Source organism: Halomonas sp. H33-56 (genome assembly GCF_040147035.1).
In the GTDB taxonomy this organism is placed as follows: domain Bacteria; phylum Pseudomonadota; class Gammaproteobacteria; order Pseudomonadales; family Halomonadaceae; genus Halomonas; species Halomonas litopenaei.
Genome location: NZ_JAMSHP010000001.1, coordinates 2,840,447 through 2,858,738, shown reverse-complemented (window position 1 = coordinate 2,858,738; position 18,292 = coordinate 2,840,447). Strand labels below are relative to the sequence as shown.

Here is an 18,292-nt window from a genome sequence, read left to right as displayed (position 1 = left end):
GGGCGTGACGCCGCCTCTGGAGGCCTTTGTCGGGGCATGCTAGGCTGCCGCCAACCTTGAGTGCCGTTGTCTGCCGGGGGCGCCGTGCGCGTCGACTCGGGGACGGGGCAGCAGCAGCGCACCGGAGGCGCCATGCATCTTCATATCGTCGGTATCTGCGGCACCTTCATGGGCAGCCTGGCGCTGTTGGCGCGGGAGCTTGGCCACCAGGTCAGCGGCTCGGATGCCAGCGTCTATCCCCCCATGAGCACCCAGCTGGAAACGGCCGGCATCGCCCTGATGCGCGGTTACGCCGCCGACAATCTGACGACGACACCGGACCTGGTGGTGATCGGCAACGCCCTGTCGCGGGGCAACCCTGAAGTCGAGGCGGTGCTCGATCGTGGCCTGCCCTACGTGTCCGGTGCCCAGTGGCTGGCCGAGCACGTGCTGCCGGGGCGCCCGGTGATCGCGGTGGCGGGCACCCACGGCAAGACCACCACGGCCAGCCTGACCGCCTGGCTGCTCGAAAGCGCTGGGCTGGCCCCTGGCTTTCTGATCGGCGGGGTGCCGAGGAACTTTGGCGTATCGGCGCGACTGGGCGGCGAGCAGGCGCCCTTTGTGGTGGAGGCCGACGAGTACGACACCGCCTTCTTCGACAAGCGCTCCAAGTTCGTGCACTACCGCCCGCTGGTCGCCATCCTCAACAACCTCGAGTATGACCACGCGGACATCTTTCCCGACCTGGCTGCCATCGAACGCCAGTTTCATCACCTGGTACGTACGGTGCCCGGGCGTGGCCAGTTGCTGGTGGCGGACGACGCGCCGGCGCTGGACCGGGTGCTGGCCCAGGGCGCATGGACACCGGTGTCGCGCATGGGGCAGCAGCAGGACTCGGCCTGGCGCATCGAGCTAGAGCGTGACGATGCCAGTCGTTTCAGGGTGATCCAGCAGCGGCCGGACGGGGTCGACGAGGACGCAGTGGTCGACTGGGGGTTGACCGGAGACTACAACGCCCGCAATGCCCTGGCCTCCCTGGCCGCCGCCAGCGTATTCGGCGTGGATCTGGCGCGCGGCGCCGCTGCGCTGTCGCGCTTCGAGACGCCCAAGCGTCGCCAGGAGGTGCGCGGCGAGGTCGGCGGCGTCCAGGTGATCGACGACTTTGCCCATCATCCCACCGCCATCGCGGCGACGCTGTCCGGGCTGCGCGCTTCGACCCAGCGCGGTCGCCTGCTGGCGGTGATCGAGCCGCGTTCCAACACCATGCGTCTGGGCACCCTGCGCGATCGCCTGGCGGACAGCGTGGCCCAGGCCGATCAGGTCTGGTGGTACCAGCCCGAGGGGCTGGACTGGTCGGTGGAGGCACTGGTCGAGGCCTCGCCGATACCGGCGCACCGTCGTGGCGACATCGAGGGGCTGGTCGACGATCTGGTGGCACAGGCGCGTCCCTATGATCGTATCGTGGTGATGTCCAACGGCGGCTTCGGCGGCATCCACGAGCGCCTGCTCGAGGCGCTGGAGGCCGCTCATGGCTGAAGGCTTCAAGCCCCCTGTGACCGTGGCCCTGACCGGCGCCTCCGGTGCCCAGTACGGACTCAGGCTGATCGAGGCGCTGGTGTCGGCGGGGCACGAGGTGTGGGTGATGATCTCCAAGGCCGCGCATCTGGTCATCGCTACCGAGACCGAGGTGTCGTTGCCGCCACGTCCGGCGCTGCTGGCCGAGGCGCTCAGCGAGCGGTTCTCGGCGGCCGAGGGCCAGATCCGTTGCTTTGGCCGTGAGGACTGGATGGCCCCGGTGGCGTCGGGCTCCGGCGCCAGCAGTGCCATGGTGATCTGCCCGTGCTCGACGGGAACGCTGTCGGCGGTGGCCTGTGGCGCCAGCAACAATCTGATCGAGCGCGCCGCCGATGTGGCGCTAAAGGAACGCCGCCGCCTGGTGCTGGTGCCCCGGGAGACGCCATTCTCGGCGATTCACCTGGAGCACATGCTCAGTCTGACCCGTATGGGGGCGGTGGTGTTGCCCGCAGCACCCGGCTTCTACCACCAGCCGCAGAGCATCGATGATCTGATCGACTTCATCGTGGCGCGCATCCTCAATCAGCTGGGTATCGATCATCAGCTTATGCCAAGGTGGGGCGAGGGGTCCTCCGGGTCCACCGTCGGCGACTGAGTGCGTCACCGTCATCACGAGACACCGCCATCACCTGGCACCATCATCACCTCGCGCCGTCAGACACCTCTCCAGCGCTGCTCGGGATAAGGAAATCCATGCCCAGTCTGTCCGTTCTCTCTGTGTTCGTTCCGACCTTCTTTCTGGTCTCGCTGACGCCAGGCATGTGCATGACCCTGGCCATGGTGCTGGGCATGACCCAGGGGGTGAAGCGGGCGCTGTGGATGATGCTGGGGGAGCTGGTTGGCGTGGGGCTGGTGGCCTTCTCCGCCGGTGCGGGGGTGGCGGCACTGATGCTCAAGCTGCCGGCGCTGTTTGCCTTGTTCAAGTGGCTGGGCGGGGCCTACCTGGTCTATCTGGGGTGGCTGATGTGGCGCTCACGGGGGCGCATGGCGATCCCTGACAATCTTGAGGATACCGCGCCGCCGAAGCGACGGGAGCTGGCCATGCAGGGCTTTGTCACTGCGGTCGCCAACCCCAAGGGCTGGGCCTTTTTCGTGGCATTGCTGCCGCCCTTTATCGATCCGGCGCGGCCGGTGCTGACCCAGTTGGCGGGGTTGATCCTGGTGATCCTGAGTCTCGAGTTCACCTGCCTTCTGCTGTACGCCAGTGGTGGCAAGAGCCTGCGTCACCTGCTCGCACGTGGGGGCAGTGTACGGTTGCTCAACCGCATCGCCGGGACCTTGATGATTGGTGTGGGCCTGTGGCTGGCGCTGGGCTAGGGCCTGGCTGAAAAGTGCCGGCACTCATCGATGTCTGGACAAGGCCCCGGGCCCGCCTTGCGAGAGGTGTCGGTTCGGGGGCGTGTCACTGTCCTATACCGGCGGCAGCCACAGGATGCGTGCGCTGACCAGGGCCAGCGAGGCAAGCAGCAGCGCCGGTAATGGACACGGCGTCAGGGCCGTCCGGTCCCGCCTGAGCCAGGCCAGTTGAACCATGGCGCAGACCACCAGGCCAAGCAGGGCTCCCCCGACGAGATCGCTCAGCCAGTGCACGCCCAGCACGATGCGTGACAATGCCATGGGCACGACGATGGCGATCGCCACCCAGTAGGGCCAGAAGCGTTGGCGGCGTGGCAGCGTCTGGGCGATAAAGGCGGCCGCCATGCCGTACAGGACCACCGCCGTCGAGGTGTGGGCGCTGGGATAGGACAGAGAGTGGGCGAGATAGTCAGGGGCATCCGGACGAAGGCGGCCGATCACCTCCTTGCCCAGGGTGTTGAGCGTGGCGATGGCCATCAGTCCAGCGCTCACGTGGCCCAGTGCCGCCCAGTGACGGCGGCTGGCCAGCCACACCAGCCAGGGCAGTGCCAATGCCGCCACGCCGAGGGTATCTCCCGCCTCGGCCAGTGTCTCGGACAGCGCCAGAAGTCCGGGTAGCTCGAGCCCGCCGATCAAGGCGTGAAGCCGCGTATCCATCATCAGCGGTCCGTCTGCCTGGAGCACGACCAGCGTCCAGGCGCTCAGCGCGGTCAGTGCACCCAGGAGCAACAGCCAACTGGCCAGGGGAGGCTCTTCCTCGTGGTGGGGGGCCAGGGCCTGCCACAGGCGCCTCCCGCCGGGCAGGTGATGGCTGACCCAGGCGAAGCTACGGTACAGCAGGCCCTGAGGCGAGGCGTGGTGGCGGACCAGCGAGAACAGCAGCGCCAGCACCGCCACGGTGACGCCGAGCGCTGTCAGCCAGGGGTGCAGGTCGTCCGGCAATGCCAGCCACTGTTGCCAGGTTCGACCCAGCAGATAACCGGGCAGGATGTAGGCCGGTGCCCACAGCAGGGCGGAGCCAAGATTGGCCCAGGTGAAGGTCGTCGGCGGCATGCGCAGAATGCCCGCCACCAGCGGCACGATGGGGCGGACCGGTCCGACGAATCGCCCCAGCAGCACCGAAAGAGGACCATGACGCTGGAAGAATCGTGCACCCCGGGCCAGCCACTCCGGGTGGTGTGACAGCGGCCACATGGCGGTGACCTGTTCACGGTAGCGATAGCCGATGGCGTAGCTGGCGCCGTCTCCCACCACGGCACCGGCAAAGGCACAGGCGATGACCCAGCCAACCGCGATGTCGTAGTGGCCGGCCAGGGAGGCGGCGGCGGTGATCAGAACGACGCCAGGCACCACCACGCCGATCAGGGCAAGCGACTCCACCAGCGCGATGGTAAAGATCAGCAGCAGCAACAGTCCGGGCGAAGGCGCCCACTGAATCAACCAGTCCCCGGCATTTCCCACCCTGCTCTCCTTTGCGTTGGGCCGTCGTGATGTTTCGGCATTCTGCCACAGTCAGGGTGGTCAGGAGCGACCGGGAGGGAGGGGAGTGACGGCCAGTGCCTCGCTGCGGCGAGCCAGTCGCTGCTCGAAATGCTGCCAGGGTTCCTTGGCGTTCAGGGCGCAGAGCCGTGAGCGTAGGGTCAAGGGGCCGATGTCCGACAGGCGAACCTCGGACAGCGCCTGTTCCAGTCGCTTGATCACCAGCATTGCACCACTTTCGGTGGTGTTGGGCAGTACCAGCCAGAAGGTGTCATGGGATTCCCGGCCCAGAATATCGTGGTCACGGCAGTGAAGGCGTACCGCCTGGCACAGTTGGTCGAGTTGCGTTAGCTGAGTGCGAGAGCCGTACTGCTCACTGGCGATTTCCAGTTGTGGCAGGTGCAGGATCACCACCGCCAGCCGCTGGTCCAGGTGCTGGGCGCGCTCGAACTCCCCGTTCAGGCGCTCGTGCAGGGTGGCGCGATTGATCGCATCGCAGTCGACGTCGCTGGGGTCGGTGGCCCGGTTCAGGTCGCGCTGGCGCAGATATTCCCAGCCGGCCAGGGAGGTCACCGCAAGGAAGGTCAGCAGAAACTTGATTTGATCGAGGCTTGGCGAAGACTGGCCGACCACCATGAGCCAGATTGGCATGACGGCCAGCGCCAGCACCAGAGCAGGGCCGAAGGGCAGTACCAGCAGGATCAGGGTGATCGGTACGCTGATCCAGAAGGCGTCGAACGATGCCTGCAGCACCGTCTGGTCATAAAGGGCGAGGCAGCCGCACAGCAGCAGCAGATAGTTCGAGACGCGCGAGGCTCTTCTGGTATCGAAGACCGTGATCACGGCCATCAGGCAACTCAGGGACGCCGGCAGCAGGATGCTCTCGTATTGCCCCAGCAGATAGTGCCACAGGGCCAGTGACGCCAACAGCAAGGTCCCCATGACATCGGCACAGACACGCCAGGAACGGACCCACTGGGGTGGCTCGATCATGCGTCGTCCTCCACCACCTGGGTGACAGGGCACTGCTTGTCCAGGGCCGCCAGCACCATGGGCAGGTTGTCCAGATTGGCAATCGATACGGTGCGTACCGTGATCGGCACGGCGATGTCTTCCAGCAGTTCCTGGCGTCGTTGCCTGGCCTGCACGGCGTCTCGACTGGTCAGCATGACGGCGACGGTACGTCCGTTTAGCCGATAGGCGTTCTCGAACCGCTTGATGCGTGTGCAGATGTCCTGGGCGACCCGCCACAGAGAACGTCCATGGATCTGGATCACCACCAGTTCGGCGTGGACGCCGTCACGGGTGGCGCGGCTGTTTTCCCGAGCCAGGTCGCGTTCCAGCTGGCTGGCCGACCACAGCGGCAGTCCGGGCGCCAGACGGGCTCTCCTGCGCATCAGGCGTTGCGAATGTCCGCCCGGCAGCGCACGTCCGATCGCAAGAAAGCACAGGCACAGCAAGAGCGCGCCAGCCAGGCCCCAATGGTGAAGGCTCATCTGGGTGATCAGGCTCCACCAGCTTATCCCGGCAAGGCTGGCGTTGAGTATCAGCATCCACTGGGGTTGGGGCAGGATCAACAGGAAAGGCCAGGCCCACAGCCAGGCACCGTTGGCGTCGGGCGAGAGTATCACCAGGGCGGCAAGCAGCACGCTGGCCACCACCAGCCAGGCGCGGTAGGCATGGCGGCGGTGGCTGAACTCGATGACGATGCCGGTGATCCCGAGCCATAGCGCGGCCAGACCAAGCAGCGTGGTGTCCAGCGCCCGCGCCGAGGTCGCCGCGCAAAGGGCCAGCAGTGCGGCCGCGGCGAACAGGTTCAGCTTGAACAGGCCGACTTTGTACTTGTTCCGCATGCTGTCTTAATATGATCCTTTCTGTGGTTCACGATCCGCATCACGTCCGCGTTGTCATCCCGGTGCAAGCTTCTTTCTTTGACCGGGGACCTCGTTCTACCAGGAGACTCGTTTCACCGTGTCCGACTCATCCGCCAATGCCACCGCCGAGTGCGTCGCCGATATCGACGCCTACATGACCGCCATGGGCCAGGCGGCCCGTGTTGCTGCCACCGATATGCGTCGCCTGCCACCCGCGCGCAAGAACCAGGCGCTCAAGGCGATGGCTCAGGCGCTGGATGCGTCTCGCCAAGAGATCCTGTCGGCCAATCGGCAGGATCTGGCGCGCGGTCGCGACAAGGGGCTCGACGAGGCTCTGCTCGATCGCCTTGCCCTGGATGACGGCCGCATCGACGCCATGATCGAGGGTCTGACCCAGGTCGCTGCCTTGCCCGACCCTGTCGGTGAGATCGATGGCCTGAGCACTCGGCCCAGCGGTATCCAGGTCGGCATGATGCGCGTGCCCCTGGGTGTCATCGGTATCATCTACGAATCTCGCCCCAACGTCACCATGGAAGCCGCCAGCCTGTGCCTGAAATCGGGCAATGCCTGCATTCTGCGCGGGGGCTCCGAGGCCAGCGCGTCCAACCAGGCGCTGGCCCGCTGCATTGCCTCTGGGCTGGCCGAAGCCGGACTGCCCCAGGGCGCCGTGCAACTGGTGGCGACCACCGACCGTGCCGCCGTGGGTCGCTTGATCAGCATGGACGAATTTGTCGATGTGATCATTCCCCGTGGTGGCAAATCGTTGATCGAGCGTATTTCGCGTGAGGCCAGGGTGCCAGTGATCAAGCATCTGGACGGCATCTGTCACGTCTACGTGGACGCCGCCGCCGACCTGGAAAAGGCCCGTGCCATCGCGGTCAACGCCAAGACCCATCGCTACGGCGTGTGCAACGCCATGGAAACGCTGTTGGTGAATGCACAGGTGGCGCAGGCCCTGCTGCCGACCCTGGCCGCTGACTACGCAGAAAAGGGCGTCGAGGTGAGGGGGTGTGCCCGCGCCCGGGCGATCGTCGATCACTGGCTCACGGCGAGTGACGAGGACTGGGCCACCGAGTACCTTGCGCCGGTGCTGTCGGTCAGGGTAGTCGATGACATCGACGAGGCCATGGCGCATATCGAGCGCTACAGCTCGCGTCACACCGAGTCCATCGTCACCGAGAACTACAGCCTGGCACGCCGCTTTCTGGCAGAGGTCGACTCGAGTTCGGTCATGGTCAACGCCTCGACCCGGTTTGCCGATGGCTTCGAATACGGGCTCGGTGCGGAGATCGGCATCTCCACCGACCGACTGCATGCCCGGGGGCCGGTGGGGCTCGAAGGGCTGACCACGCGCAAGTATGTGGTCTTCGGCGATGGCCAGATTCGACAGTGAGTGGCGCCGTTCGCTTTGACGTCGAGGGCCGTCCTGCGCACATCGGCATGCTTGGCGGCACCTTCGATCCTGTCCATCTAGGCCACCTGCGCACCGCGCTTGAGCTTCGCGCTGCGCTGTCGCTCGATGGCGTGCACATGATCCCTGCGGCTCAGCCTCCGTTGCGCGATCGGCCCCAGGTCACCGCCGAAAAACGGCTCGAGCTGTTGCGCCTGGGGATCGGCAATACCCCGGGGCTGGCGGCGGACCCCTGCGAGCTGGAACGGGAGGGCCCGTCGTTCAGCGTGCAGACGCTCGAGTCCCTGCGTGAGCGCTACGGCCACGAGGCGCGCATCGTCATGGCCCTTGGTCACGACGCCTTTCTCAAGCTGGCGAACTGGCACAACCCGGAAAGGATCTTCGCGCTTGCCCATCTGGTGGTGGTCGAACGCCCCGATCACGAAGCGCCCTTGCCCGAAGCGCTTCAGGCGCTGATCGAGGGGCGCGAGGTCGAGCATGGCGATGCCCTGATGGCCAAGCCCCAGGGCCGACTGCTGCGCCTGTCACTGCCGTCGCGGATGGCGATCTCGGCCACCTTCGTCAGGCATAGCCTGATGCAGGGAAAGAGCGTGCGCTACCTGCTGCCGCCGGCGGTGGAAGAGCGCATCCAGGCGCAACGCCTGTACCGCGCGGTCTGAGCGCGGCAGCCAGGGCAAGGCGGTCCGAGAAATTCGATCAGGCGCTGGATTGGCGCTGCCACTCGGCTTCCCAACAGGTACAATGGGAGGTCGATGACTACCCAGTGATGAGGGGCTATGCAGATTGAAGCATTGAAGGCGCTCGTGATCGAGTCGCTTGACGATATCAAGGCCAAGGACGTCGAGGTGCTCGACGTGTCTCGGCTGACCAGCGTGACCGATTGGATGGTGGTGGCGAGCGGGACCTCGACACGACATGTGTCGGCGCTGGCCAACAGCGTCATTACCAACGCCAAGGACAATGGCGTTCAGCCGTTGGGCGTCGAGGGTGAAAACGGGTCGGACTGGGTGCTGGTCGATCTCGGCGGCGTGGTGGTCCACGTGATGATGCCGGACACCCGTGCGCTGTACGACCTGGAGCGACTGTGGTCGGACCTTCCCAGCGATGCACCTGCACCAGAGGAAGAGGCCAAGGCATGAAGGTCCGCCTGTTGGCGGTGGGAACACGCATGCCAGGCTGGGTGACCGACGGTGTCGAAGAGTACCGCAAGCGTCTGCCGCGGGATTTTCGCCTGGAGGTCGAAGAGATCGCCCCGGGCCATCGCGGCAAGAACGCGGATACCGCGCGTGCCGTGGCCCAGGAAGCCGAGCGCATCGAGGCACGCCTCAAGGGTGATGAGCATCTGGTGGCGCTGGAGGTGCTCGGCAAGCCCTGGACCACCGAGCGGCTGGCCGATGAGGCCGATCAGTGGCGTCATGCCGGGCGTGATGTGGTGCTGCTGGTGGGCGGCCCGGATGGCCTGGCCGCGACGCTGTCGGCCCGCGCCCACCAGCGCTGGTCGCTGTCACCCTTGACCCTTCCCCATCCACTGGTGCGGCTGGTGCTGGCCGAGCAGCTCTACCGTGCCTGGACCCTGATGGTGGGACACCCCTACCACCGATGATGGCTCCTGCGTCAGACAAGGATTGCCTCTCGCATGCGTAAGCGTCGCGAAACCCTCAAGAACCCCGAGAACGCGCTGCGCATCTTTCGTGTGCGTGCGACGCTTGCCGGGGTGGTCGTGGTACTGCTGTCCGGCCTGCTGGTGGGGCGGTTGTGCTATCTGCAGATCGTCCAGCACGAGGTCTACAGCACCCGATCCGAGAAGAACCGGGTGAGGGTGGAGCCGCTGCCCCCGACCCGCGGGCTGATCTACGACCGCAACGGCCAATTGCTGGCCGAAAATCGTCCCACCTACAACCTGACCCTGGTGCGTGAGCGGGTCGATGATCTCGATGCCACCCTGGAGCTGCTGGTCGAGCTGCTGGATCTGCCGGACGAAGAGGTGGACGCCTTCAAGGTGCGTTCACGCCAGCGTCAGCGTCCCTACCAGCCGGCGCTGTTGATGAGTGATCTGACCGAGTCGCAGATCGCCAGGCTTGCGGTCAATCGCCACCGCTTGCCGGGAGTGGAGGTGCAGGCCCAGCTGCTGCGCTTCTATCCCGACGCCGAGATCATGTCCCATGCGCTTGGCTACGTGGGCAGGATCAACGCCGAAGAGCTCGAGAGCCTGGATCCGGGCAACTACGCCGGTACCCACTTTATCGGCAAGACCGGGGTGGAACGCTTCTACGAGGATCAGTTGCACGGTCGTGCGGGGCTGAGAAAGGTCGAGACCAACGCCCGGGGGCGGGTGCTGCGTGAGCTGGGGCACACCGACCCCGAGCCGGGTCAGGACCTGACCCTGACCCTGGACATGGACATGCAGCAGCTCGCTGTGGATCTGCTCGATGGCAGGCGTGGCGCCATCGTCGCCATCGCGCCCCAGACCGGCGAAATTCTGGCGATGGCCTCGGTGCCTGGGTTCGACACCAACCAGTTTGTCACCGGCATCGACGTCAAGTCCTACCGCGGGCTGCAGAGCGATATCGATCTGCCGCTGTTCGACCGGGCGACCCGGGGCAGCTATCCGGCGGGGTCTACGATCAAGCCGTTCATGGCTATGGCCGGGTTGATCGAAGGGGCCGTTACCCCGGACGAGGTCATCTACGACCCGGGCTACTATCAGCTGCCCAATGACGACCGGCGCTACCGCAACTGGCTGCGCTGGGGGCATGGGCGGGTGAATCTCGAGCGCGCCCTGGCGGTGTCCAACAACACCTATTTCTATTCATTGGCCCACGAGCTCGGCATCGATCGTATCGACGAGAACCTGGGGGCCTTTGGCTTCGGCACCCGGGTCGCTGCCGACGTGGCTGGGCAGGGGGATGGTCTGCTGCCATCCAGAGACTGGAAGAAGGCACGCTTCAATCAGCCCTGGTATCCCGGCGAGACGCTGTCGGTGGGTATCGGCCAGGGGTATCTGCAGATCACGCCGCTGCAGTTGGCGGCCGCGACCGCCGTGCTCGCCAATCGCGGCCACTGGGTGCGCCCGCGGCTGGCCAAGCGCATCGGCGACCAGCCGGTGCCGGTGGATCTGCCCGACACGCCGCCAGATATCGAGGCCCCCGAGAACTACTGGACCCGGGTCTTCAACGGCATGGAAAAGGTGCTGTCCGGGCGCGAGGGCACGGCACGGCGCACCGGGGCAGGCCTTCAGTATCGCATGGCCGGCAAGTCGGGTACCGCCCAGGTGTTCTCGCTGGGGCAGAACCAGAAGTACAACGCCGCCGAACTGCGGGAGCGTCTGCGCGACCATGCGCTGTTCATGGCCTTTGCGCCGGTGGAGGACCCTCAAATCGCCATTTCGGTCATCGTCGAGAACGCCGGTGGCGGGTCGACCCACGCCGCGGGGCTGGCTCGGGCCATGGCCGATGCCTGGATTCTCGACCACAACGCCGGTCGTCCGCGCACCGACGAGACCGCCGCCGAGGAGGAAGACTGATGGCCATCGATTTTGTGCGCTCGTTGCGCGGCCACCCGGTGCGTCCCCCGGCCAGCGGTATCGCTCGACGCACCTCGTTCTGGCAGCGGATGCACGTCGATCCCTGGTTGCTCGGCATGCTGCTGGTGCTGATGTGCAGTGGCCTGGCGGTGCTCTACAGCGCCAGTGGCGAGAACGTTCACGTGGTCACCGCCCAGGCGATTCGCTTCGGCGTGGCCTGGGCGGTCATGCTGGTGCTGGCGCAGTTTTCGCCGGCGACGCTGATGCGCTGGGCGTTGCCGGCCTACCTGGCCGGCCTGGTGATGCTGGTGGCGGTGGAGATCCTCGGCGACGTCGGCATGGGCGCTCAGCGCTGGCTGGTGATTCCCGGCGTGGTGCGCTTTCAGCCCTCCGAGATGATGAAGATCGCCATGCCGATGATGGTGGCGGCCTGGCTCAGTCGCCACGAGCTGCCACCCAATTGGCGCGCGCTGGCCGGTTGCGCGCTGCTGATCGCTCTGCCGGTGGGCCTGATCGCGCGCCAGCCGGACCTTGGCACCTCGCTGCTGGTGGCGGCAGCGGCGGTCTTCGTGATCCTGCTGGCGGGGCTGTCCTGGCGCTTTATCGGTGTCATGGTGGCGCTGGCGGGGGCAGCGCTGCCGCTGTTGTGGATGAACATGCACAACTATCAGCGCCAGCGCGTGCTGACCTTTCTCGATCCCGAAAGCGACCCGCTGGGCGCCGGCTGGAACATTATTCAGTCGACCACCGCCATCGGCAGCGGGGGCGTCTGGGGCAAGGGCTGGCTCGAGGGCACCCAGTCGCAGCTCGAGTTCCTGCCGGAGCGGCACACCGACTTTATCGTGGCCGTGCTGGGCGAGGAATTCGGGCTGGTCGGCATGCTGGCCTTCCTGCTGCTGTACCTGCTGATCGTCGCGCGTGGACTGTGGCTGGCGGGTGCCGCCCAGGATACCTTCGGCAGATTGCTGGGAGGCGGCATCATGCTGACCTTCTTTATCTACGTCTTCGTCAATATCGGCATGGTCAGCGGCATTCTGCCGGTGGTCGGCGTACCGCTGCCTCTGGTGAGCTACGGGGGGACGTCCAGCGTGACCTTGATGGCCGGTTTCGGTATTCTCATGGCGGTCAATGCACATCGCCGGTTGCTGCCACGCTAGGCGCTGTCCGAAAAGTCGACGAGCGAAGGTTAGACAAGGCAAAAATCGGTGAGAAAGCGCAGTTTACGGGGTGTAAATGAGCATTTTGATCCGATTTTTAACGCCGTATTACCGAGCGCAGGCACTTTTCAGACAAGCCCTAGGGGCTGGCGACCAGGCTAACGGGAGCCCAGAGAGAGGCGGCGACAGTGGCCACGGTGGGGCCGGCGAGCGAAGCGCTTGCCGGCTTTGCAGGGGCGGCGGCGCCTGCGGGTTCCCCAAGGGAGAAGATCGATGACAGTACCCCTGGTCCAGGGAAGGAAAGGCCTCGGCGCGGCGTTGTGTGGGCTTCTGGCCTCGCTGTCGCTGGCGGCCCAGGCGCAGGATTTCGCCTCGCCGGAGGTCGACGCGATGATGGATCGGCTCGAGCGCCAGGGCGTCTCGCGCCAGTGGCTGGAGCGCGCCATGGCCAGGGCAGAGTTCCAGCCGTCGGTGCTCGAGGCCATGAGCGGTGCCGCCGAGCATCACCTGACCTGGGAGCGCTATCGTGGCATCTTCCTCGGTGAAGAGCGCATCAACGAGGGCGCGGCCTTTATCGAGGCCCATCGTGACGCCTTCGATCGCGCTGAAGCGCGTTATGGTGTGCCGCCGGAGGTGATCGCCGCGATTATCGGCGTCGAGACCCGCTACGGGCGTATCACCGGTGATCATCGGGTGCTCGATTCGCTGTCCACGCTGGCCTTTCATCATCCCCGGCGCGGTGAGTTCTTCGAGGGGGAGCTCGAGGCCTTTCTCGACATTGCCTACCAGCAGAACGTCGATCCCGGAGCCTTGAAGGGCTCCTACGCCGGTGCCATGGGCTATCCCCAGTTCATTCCCACCAGCTATCAGGCCTACGCGGTCGACTTCAACGACGACGGCCAGCGCAACCTGTGGACCGATCCGGTGGATGCCATCGGCAGCGTCGCCAACTATTTCGCCGAGCACCGCTGGCAGGCGGGTGGCACCCTGTACTGGGAGGCCGAAGGCCCCAGCTCGGTGCCGTCCTCGATTCGCTTCAACCGCACCGATCCGCCCTATGCCCGCGTTGCCGAACTGGAAGCCCAGGGCATCCAGCCGGTGGAGCCGCTGCCGGGGGATGCCAAGGTGGTGCCGCTGGCTTTGGACATGGAAGACGGCAGCACCCACTACCGCCTGGGTGGGGGCAACTTCTACGTGATCACCCGCTATAACCATAGCCACCTCTACGCCATGGCGGTCACGGAACTGTCGGAGGCCATCGCCGAGGTGCGCTCGCTGGGAAAGCCCCAGTGGTGGCATGCCCTGGACACGGAGGTGAGTTCATGACCCTGCGAGCGCCCTTGTTGCCGACCCTGTCGCTGCTGGTGGCCCTGACCGGTTGTGCCGGCGGTGGCGGGACCGCCCCGGAGACCACTCAGCAGGCGGCCGCGACGCCTCAGGATTCGCGGGCGACGGCGGGTGGGCGCTATGCCATGAGCGGCGACGCCTATCCCGAGACGCCGCCGGACGTCAGTCAGGTGCCGGACGCGGTGCCGCGCGACGAGCCACGCTCACGCGCCGGCAACCGCTCGACCTATGAGGTGTGGGGCAAGACCTACCATGTGCTGGATGACCCGAGCGGTTATCAGCGCGAGGGTACCGCTTCCTGGTACGGTCAGAAGTTCCACGGCTACGCGACCTCCAACGGCGAGATCTATGACATGTACAAGATGACGGCGGCGCACAAGTCGCTGCCGTTGCCGACCTTCGCCCGGGTGACCAACCTGGACAACGGGCGGTCGGTGATCGTGCGAGTCAACGATCGCGGCCCCTTCCACGACGACCGCGAGATCGATCTGTCCTACGCAGCGGCCGCGCGGCTCGATATTCTCGACCATGGCACGGGCCGGGTGCGGGTCAGCGTGATCGATCCCGATCAGTGGCAGGCCAGTCGCGGCGCGGGTGCGTCGAGCGACTCGGTCAGCGGGGGTGTGCGCGCCGCGCCAGTCAGCGCTGCGGCCAGTACTGGGACCAGAACTACGGCCAGTACCACAGCCAGTACTACAGCCCGTACTGCAGCCAATGCGGCGCCCAGCGCGCCGTCCGCCGCGTCGCCGGCAGCAGGCCAGAGCGCCCCGCAGGCGCCCGCGGCCGGGACTCCCGGCATCTATATTCAAGTGGCAGCCCTGGGGTCGGCGGACAGCGCCCGAGACCTCAAGGCGGATCTGGAGACGCGGTTGAATCAGCAGGTGCGTGTGGCCAGCGCCGCCGGTCTGCACAAGGTGCAGGTCGGGCCGCTGGCGAGCCGCGGGCAGGCGGAGCCGGTCCGCGAACGCTTGCGCCAGGCGGGATTCGCGCAGACCTTTGTCGTCGATGCTCGCTAGGTGTCGACGAAGTGCAGCCGACGCCTCGCTGATCGTCCCGGCCGGTCGATGCCGGCGGTTCCAGTGAGGCCGGCTGTTGGAAGCATTGTGCGGTGGCCCTGATCACCGCTTTCCCTGATTGTTGTAACGAGACATTTCACCATGATCGCTAAGTCATCCTTTACTCGCCGCTGGTTGCCCGTGGCCTTTGTATGTGCGGCCCTGGTGGCGCCCCTGACGAGTGCTCAGCAGCCCGACTCGCCGACACCGGACGTGCCAGAGCCCCAGGTCATGATCCCGGCACCGCCTCAGCTGGCGGCCAAGTCGTGGATCCTGATCGACGCCAACAGCGGACGAGTCCTGGCCGAGCACAATTCTGACCAGCGCCTGCCGCCGGCCAGCCTGACCAAGCTGATGACGGCGTACCTGGTCGAACGTGAACTTGATCGGGGCAACATCCAGCCCGACGACATGGTGCCGATCAGCGAGAAGGCCTGGCGTACCGGCGGCTCGAAGATGTTTGTCGAGGTCGGTACTCGTGTCTCCGTCGAGGAACTGCTCCACGGTATCGTCATCGTCTCCGGCAATGACGCCAGCGTCGCCATGTCTGAGTATCTGGCCGGCGGCGAGGCCCCCTTTGCCGACCTGATGAACCAGCACGCCACCCAGCTGGGCATGGAGAACACCCACTACGAGAACGCCACCGGGCTGCCGTCGGAGAATCACTACTCCTCGGCTCGGGATCTGATGCGTCTGGCCAGGCACATCATTCTGGACTACCCGGAACACTACGCCATCTACAGCCAGAAGCACTTCACCTACAACGGCATCGAACAGGCCAACCGCAACCGTCTGTTGTGGCGCGACCCCAGCGTCGACGGCCTCAAGACCGGCTGGACCGAAGAGGCCGGCTACTGCCTGGTGTCCTCGGGCCAGCGTGATGACATGCGCTTGATCTCGGTGGTGATGGGGACCAGCTCCGAAGAAGCCCGCGCCCAGGAAACCCAGAAGCTTCTGAGCTATGGCTTCCGCTACTACGAGACACTGAAGCTTTATGACCGTGGCGCCGTACTCAATACGCCGCGGGTGTGGGAAGGCAGCACCAACGAGCTCAAGGTGGGCGTCGACAATGGCGTCTACATGACCGTGCCGCGCAACCGAAATGACGAGCTCACCGCGCGCCTGGACATCGACAGTGGCTTGACCGCGCCCATCGCCGCCGGCCAGCGGGTCGGCACCATGGAGGTGCGCCTCGGGGACGAGGTGGTCGGCGAGCGTGACCTGGTGGCGCTGGAAGCGGTAGAGCAGGGTGGGCTGTTCAAGCGCATGATCGACAAGGTCCAGCGCTTCTTCAGCGACCTGGTCGGCGGCTGGTTCGACTGATCGTCCCTGTGGTGCGGCCCTGGCGTCAATGCGCGCCCTGTGGTCGCCTGACGCCGGCCGTGGTGAGCCGCCTCGGCCGGCGTCCTTGGTCGTGATGCCAAGGTTGAGTAGAATACTCGGGTATCCATTGTAAGGGGCATCGGATGAACGACAGGACCTTTCGCGATCTGCGCACCCAGGCAGGGCCGGATCCGGCGGATGTCACCATCACCTTTCCCTGCGACTATCCGATCAAGGTGGTCGGAGATGCTGCCGAGGACTTCGCCGCCACCGTCAGCCAGATCGTGCATCGCCATGATCCGACCTTCGAGGGCAGCAGTCTCGAGGTGGTCGACAGTCGCAATGGGCGTTTCCAGTCGGTGCGGTTGACGATGCGCGCCACCGGTGAAGCCCAGCTCAAGGCGTTGTTCGACGAACTCAAGGCCACAGGCCGCGTGCACATGGTGGTGTGATGGAGGCGATCGACGTCTATCATCTGGGGCTCAAGCCCTATCGGCCAGTGTGGCAGGCGATGCGCGAACTGACCGACACCCGAGATGGCGATACGCCTGACCAGATCTGGGTGGTCCAGCACCCGCCGGTGTTCACCCAGGGCCAGGCAGGCAAGCCCGAGCACCTGTTGATGCCGGGCGAGATTCCGGTGGTGGAGACCGATCGCGGCGGGCAGGTGACCTACCACGGCCCGGGTCAGCTTGTGCTGTACCCGCTGATCGATGTCAAGCGTGCCAGACTGGGGGTCCGAGACCTCGTCAGTGCGCTGGAAGACAGCGTGGTCGATGCCCTGGGCGAGCATGGCATCGAGGCAAGCGCCCGGCCTGACGCGCCTGGCGTGTACGTCGGTGAACGCAAGATTGCCTCGTTGGGGTTGAGGATTCGACGGGGTGCCAGTTTTCATGGCATCGCGGTCAATCTCGAGGTCGATCTCACGCCATTTTCGTTTATCAACCCATGTGGCTACGCTGGACTCGAGATGACCCGGCTGGCCGATCTGGTCTCTTCGAGGCTGGACATGGAAGCCGAAGCGCGTCGGCTATTGCGCACGCTGGCGACGCGACTGGGACAACGCGAACTGATCCAGCGCCCCGGCTTGCCGGGAGTGCTCGACGCCCACAATTTTGACTGATCGCACAGGGCACGCCGAAGGCCGTCACAGCAACGTGTCTCCCGAGCGATCCTCACAGGACAGTGAAATGACAGACAGTTCCGCCATCCAGGCGGCGGCCGCCGCCGCCAAGGCCAAGAAGAACGCCCGCAGCGAAAGGGGAGTGAAGCTTCGCGGCGCCGACAAGGTGGCGCGGATCCCGGTCAAGGTGATCCCCACGGAGGAGATTCCGCGCAAGCCGGACTGGCTCAGGGTACGCATGCCGGTGTCCAAGGAAGTCACCCGTATCAAGGAGACCCTGCGACGTCATGGCCTGCACACCGTCTGCGAGGAAGCCTCATGCCCCAACCTGGGCGAGTGCTTCAACGGCGGTACCGCCACCTTCATGATCATGGGCGATATCTGTACCCGCCGCTGCCCGTTCTGTGATGTGGCTCACGGGCGTCCCAACGCCCTGAACGAGCGCGAGCCGCGCGAACTGGCCGAGGCCATCGCCGAGATGCGCCTGAACTATGTGGTGGTGACCTCCGTCGACCGTGACGATCTGCGTGACGGCGGTGCCCAGCACTTCGTCGACTGCATCCGCGAGATTCGTCGTGATAGCCCGAGCATCGAGATCGAGGTACTGGTGCCGGACTTTCGTGGTCGCATGGAGGTGGCGCTGGACATCCTCGAGACCACGCCGCCCGACGTCTTCAACCACAACCTGGAGACGGTGCCGAGTCTGTATCGCAAGGTGCGGCCGGGGGCCGACTATCAGTGGTCGCTGGACCTGCTCAAGGGCTACAAGGCCCGCCGTCCCGAAGTGATGACCAAGTCTGGCTTGATGCTGGGTGTCGGCGAGACCGACGAGCAGGTCATCGAGGTGATGCGCGACCTGCGTGCCCACGACGTGGACATGCTGACCCTGGGGCAGTACATGCAGCCGTCTCGCAATCACCTGCCGGTGGATCGCTGGGTGCCGCCGTCCACGTTCGACTGGTTCGCCGAGCAGGGGCGCGCCATGGGCTTCACCCACGTGGCTTCCGGCCCGTTGGTGCGCTCGTCCTACCATGCCGATCAGCAGGCACACGGTATCGAAGTGAAGTAGAGCGAAAGCGGTATTTCAGCT

At 65.7% G+C, this 18,292-nt stretch carries 18 protein-coding genes; 15 read left to right on the top strand and 3 right to left on the bottom strand.

From position 1 onward, the window contains the following. Positions 1-132: 132 nt before the first annotated feature. The 3 genes from mpl (at position 133) to NFH98_RS12185 (ending at position 2,871) form a co-directional block, all read left to right on the top strand. Entirely contained in the window at positions 133-1,515 is a 1,383-nt protein-coding gene (gene mpl, locus NFH98_RS12195; protein ID WP_349622766.1) for a UDP-N-acetylmuramate:L-alanyl-gamma-D-glutamyl-meso-diaminopimelate ligase, read from the top strand. Continuing rightward, complete coding sequence (locus NFH98_RS12190) at positions 1,508-2,149, top strand: flavin prenyltransferase UbiX (protein ID WP_222516574.1); 642 nt, start codon at positions 1,508-1,510, stop codon at positions 2,147-2,149. The genes mpl and NFH98_RS12190 overlap by 8 nt, the downstream gene beginning before the upstream one ends. A gap of 98 nt (positions 2,150-2,247) precedes the next feature. Beyond that, positions 2,248-2,871 (top strand): LysE family translocator, encoded by a 624-nt coding sequence (locus NFH98_RS12185; RefSeq protein WP_045994175.1) that lies wholly within the window; start codon positions 2,248-2,250, stop codon positions 2,869-2,871. Positions 2,872-2,964: 93 nt separating this feature from the next. Here NFH98_RS12185 and NFH98_RS12180 read toward each other — a convergent pair whose 3' ends face one another. Genes NFH98_RS12180 through NFH98_RS12170 form a run of 3 tightly spaced genes read right to left on the bottom strand, consistent with a single transcriptional unit; the run spans position 2,965 to position 6,242 of the window. After that, a complete protein-coding gene (locus NFH98_RS12180; RefSeq protein WP_108132842.1) occupies positions 2,965-4,371 on the bottom strand; it encodes a bifunctional DedA family/phosphatase PAP2 family protein in 1,407 nt (468 codons plus the stop codon). A 60-nt stretch (positions 4,372-4,431) separates the two neighbouring features. Beyond that, positions 4,432-5,382, bottom strand: coding sequence for a diguanylate cyclase domain-containing protein (locus NFH98_RS12175; RefSeq protein WP_045994177.1), 951 nt, complete (start codon positions 5,380-5,382; stop codon positions 4,432-4,434). Beyond that, positions 5,379-6,242, bottom strand: coding sequence for a hypothetical protein (locus NFH98_RS12170; RefSeq protein ID WP_045994178.1), 864 nt, complete (start codon positions 6,240-6,242; stop codon positions 5,379-5,381). The genes NFH98_RS12175 and NFH98_RS12170 overlap by 4 nt, the downstream gene beginning before the upstream one ends. A 175-nt stretch (positions 6,243-6,417) precedes the next feature. Between NFH98_RS12170 and NFH98_RS12165 the strand changes: the two genes are divergently transcribed. From NFH98_RS12165 to lipA, 12 genes are all read left to right on the top strand, one after another. Beyond that, a complete protein-coding gene (locus tag NFH98_RS12165; protein WP_349623116.1) occupies positions 6,418-7,656 on the top strand; it encodes a glutamate-5-semialdehyde dehydrogenase in 1,239 nt (412 codons plus the stop codon). Between the two features lie 47 nt (positions 7,657-7,703). Continuing rightward, positions 7,704-8,333: a nicotinate-nucleotide adenylyltransferase gene (gene nadD, locus NFH98_RS12160; RefSeq protein ID WP_349623115.1), complete on the top strand. Its 630-nt coding sequence runs from the start codon at positions 7,704-7,706 to the stop codon at positions 8,331-8,333. 117 nt (positions 8,334-8,450) lie between these two features. Beyond that, the gene (rsfS, locus tag NFH98_RS12155; protein WP_253551987.1) at positions 8,451-8,813 is read left to right on the top strand and encodes a ribosome silencing factor; all 363 of its coding nucleotides are present in this window, start codon (positions 8,451-8,453) and stop codon (positions 8,811-8,813) included. Next, a complete protein-coding gene (gene rlmH, locus NFH98_RS12150; protein WP_349590404.1) occupies positions 8,810-9,277 on the top strand; it encodes a 23S rRNA (pseudouridine(1915)-N(3))-methyltransferase RlmH in 468 nt (155 codons plus the stop codon). The genes rsfS and rlmH overlap by 4 nt, the downstream gene beginning before the upstream one ends. A 33-nt stretch (positions 9,278-9,310) precedes the next feature. Further along, positions 9,311-11,197 (top strand): penicillin-binding protein 2, encoded by a 1,887-nt coding sequence (mrdA, locus tag NFH98_RS12145; protein WP_108448861.1) that lies wholly within the window; start codon positions 9,311-9,313, stop codon positions 11,195-11,197. Next, positions 11,197-12,354 carry a rod shape-determining protein RodA gene (gene rodA, locus NFH98_RS12140; protein WP_108132837.1) on the top strand — a complete coding sequence of 386 codons (1,158 nt, stop codon included), beginning with the start codon at positions 11,197-11,199 and terminating at the stop codon, positions 12,352-12,354. The genes mrdA and rodA overlap by 1 nt, the downstream gene beginning before the upstream one ends. 273 nt (positions 12,355-12,627) lie before the next feature. Next, a complete protein-coding gene (gene mltB / locus NFH98_RS12135) occupies positions 12,628-13,680 on the top strand; it encodes a lytic murein transglycosylase B (RefSeq protein WP_222569835.1) in 1,053 nt (350 codons plus the stop codon). Then, a complete protein-coding gene (locus NFH98_RS12130; protein ID WP_502878761.1) occupies positions 13,677-14,717 on the top strand; it encodes a septal ring lytic transglycosylase RlpA family protein in 1,041 nt (346 codons plus the stop codon). The genes mltB and NFH98_RS12130 overlap by 4 nt, the downstream gene beginning before the upstream one ends. Before the next feature lie 141 nt (positions 14,718-14,858). After that, the gene (locus NFH98_RS12125; protein ID WP_253551978.1) at positions 14,859-16,079 is read left to right on the top strand and encodes a D-alanyl-D-alanine carboxypeptidase family protein; all 1,221 of its coding nucleotides are present in this window, start codon (positions 14,859-14,861) and stop codon (positions 16,077-16,079) included. 143 nt (positions 16,080-16,222) lie between these two features. After that, a complete protein-coding gene (locus NFH98_RS12120) occupies positions 16,223-16,531 on the top strand; it encodes an HP0495 family protein (RefSeq protein WP_045992676.1) in 309 nt (102 codons plus the stop codon). Next, positions 16,531-17,202, top strand: a complete 672-nt coding sequence (gene lipB, locus NFH98_RS12115; protein ID WP_348826587.1) for a lipoyl(octanoyl) transferase LipB — start codon at positions 16,531-16,533, stop codon at positions 17,200-17,202. The genes NFH98_RS12120 and lipB overlap by 1 nt, the downstream gene beginning before the upstream one ends. Positions 17,203-17,269: 67 nt before the next feature. Further along, positions 17,270-18,271, top strand: a complete 1,002-nt coding sequence (gene lipA / locus NFH98_RS12110) for a lipoyl synthase (RefSeq protein ID WP_045992674.1) — start codon at positions 17,270-17,272, stop codon at positions 18,269-18,271. Positions 18,272-18,292 lie beyond the last annotated feature (21 nt).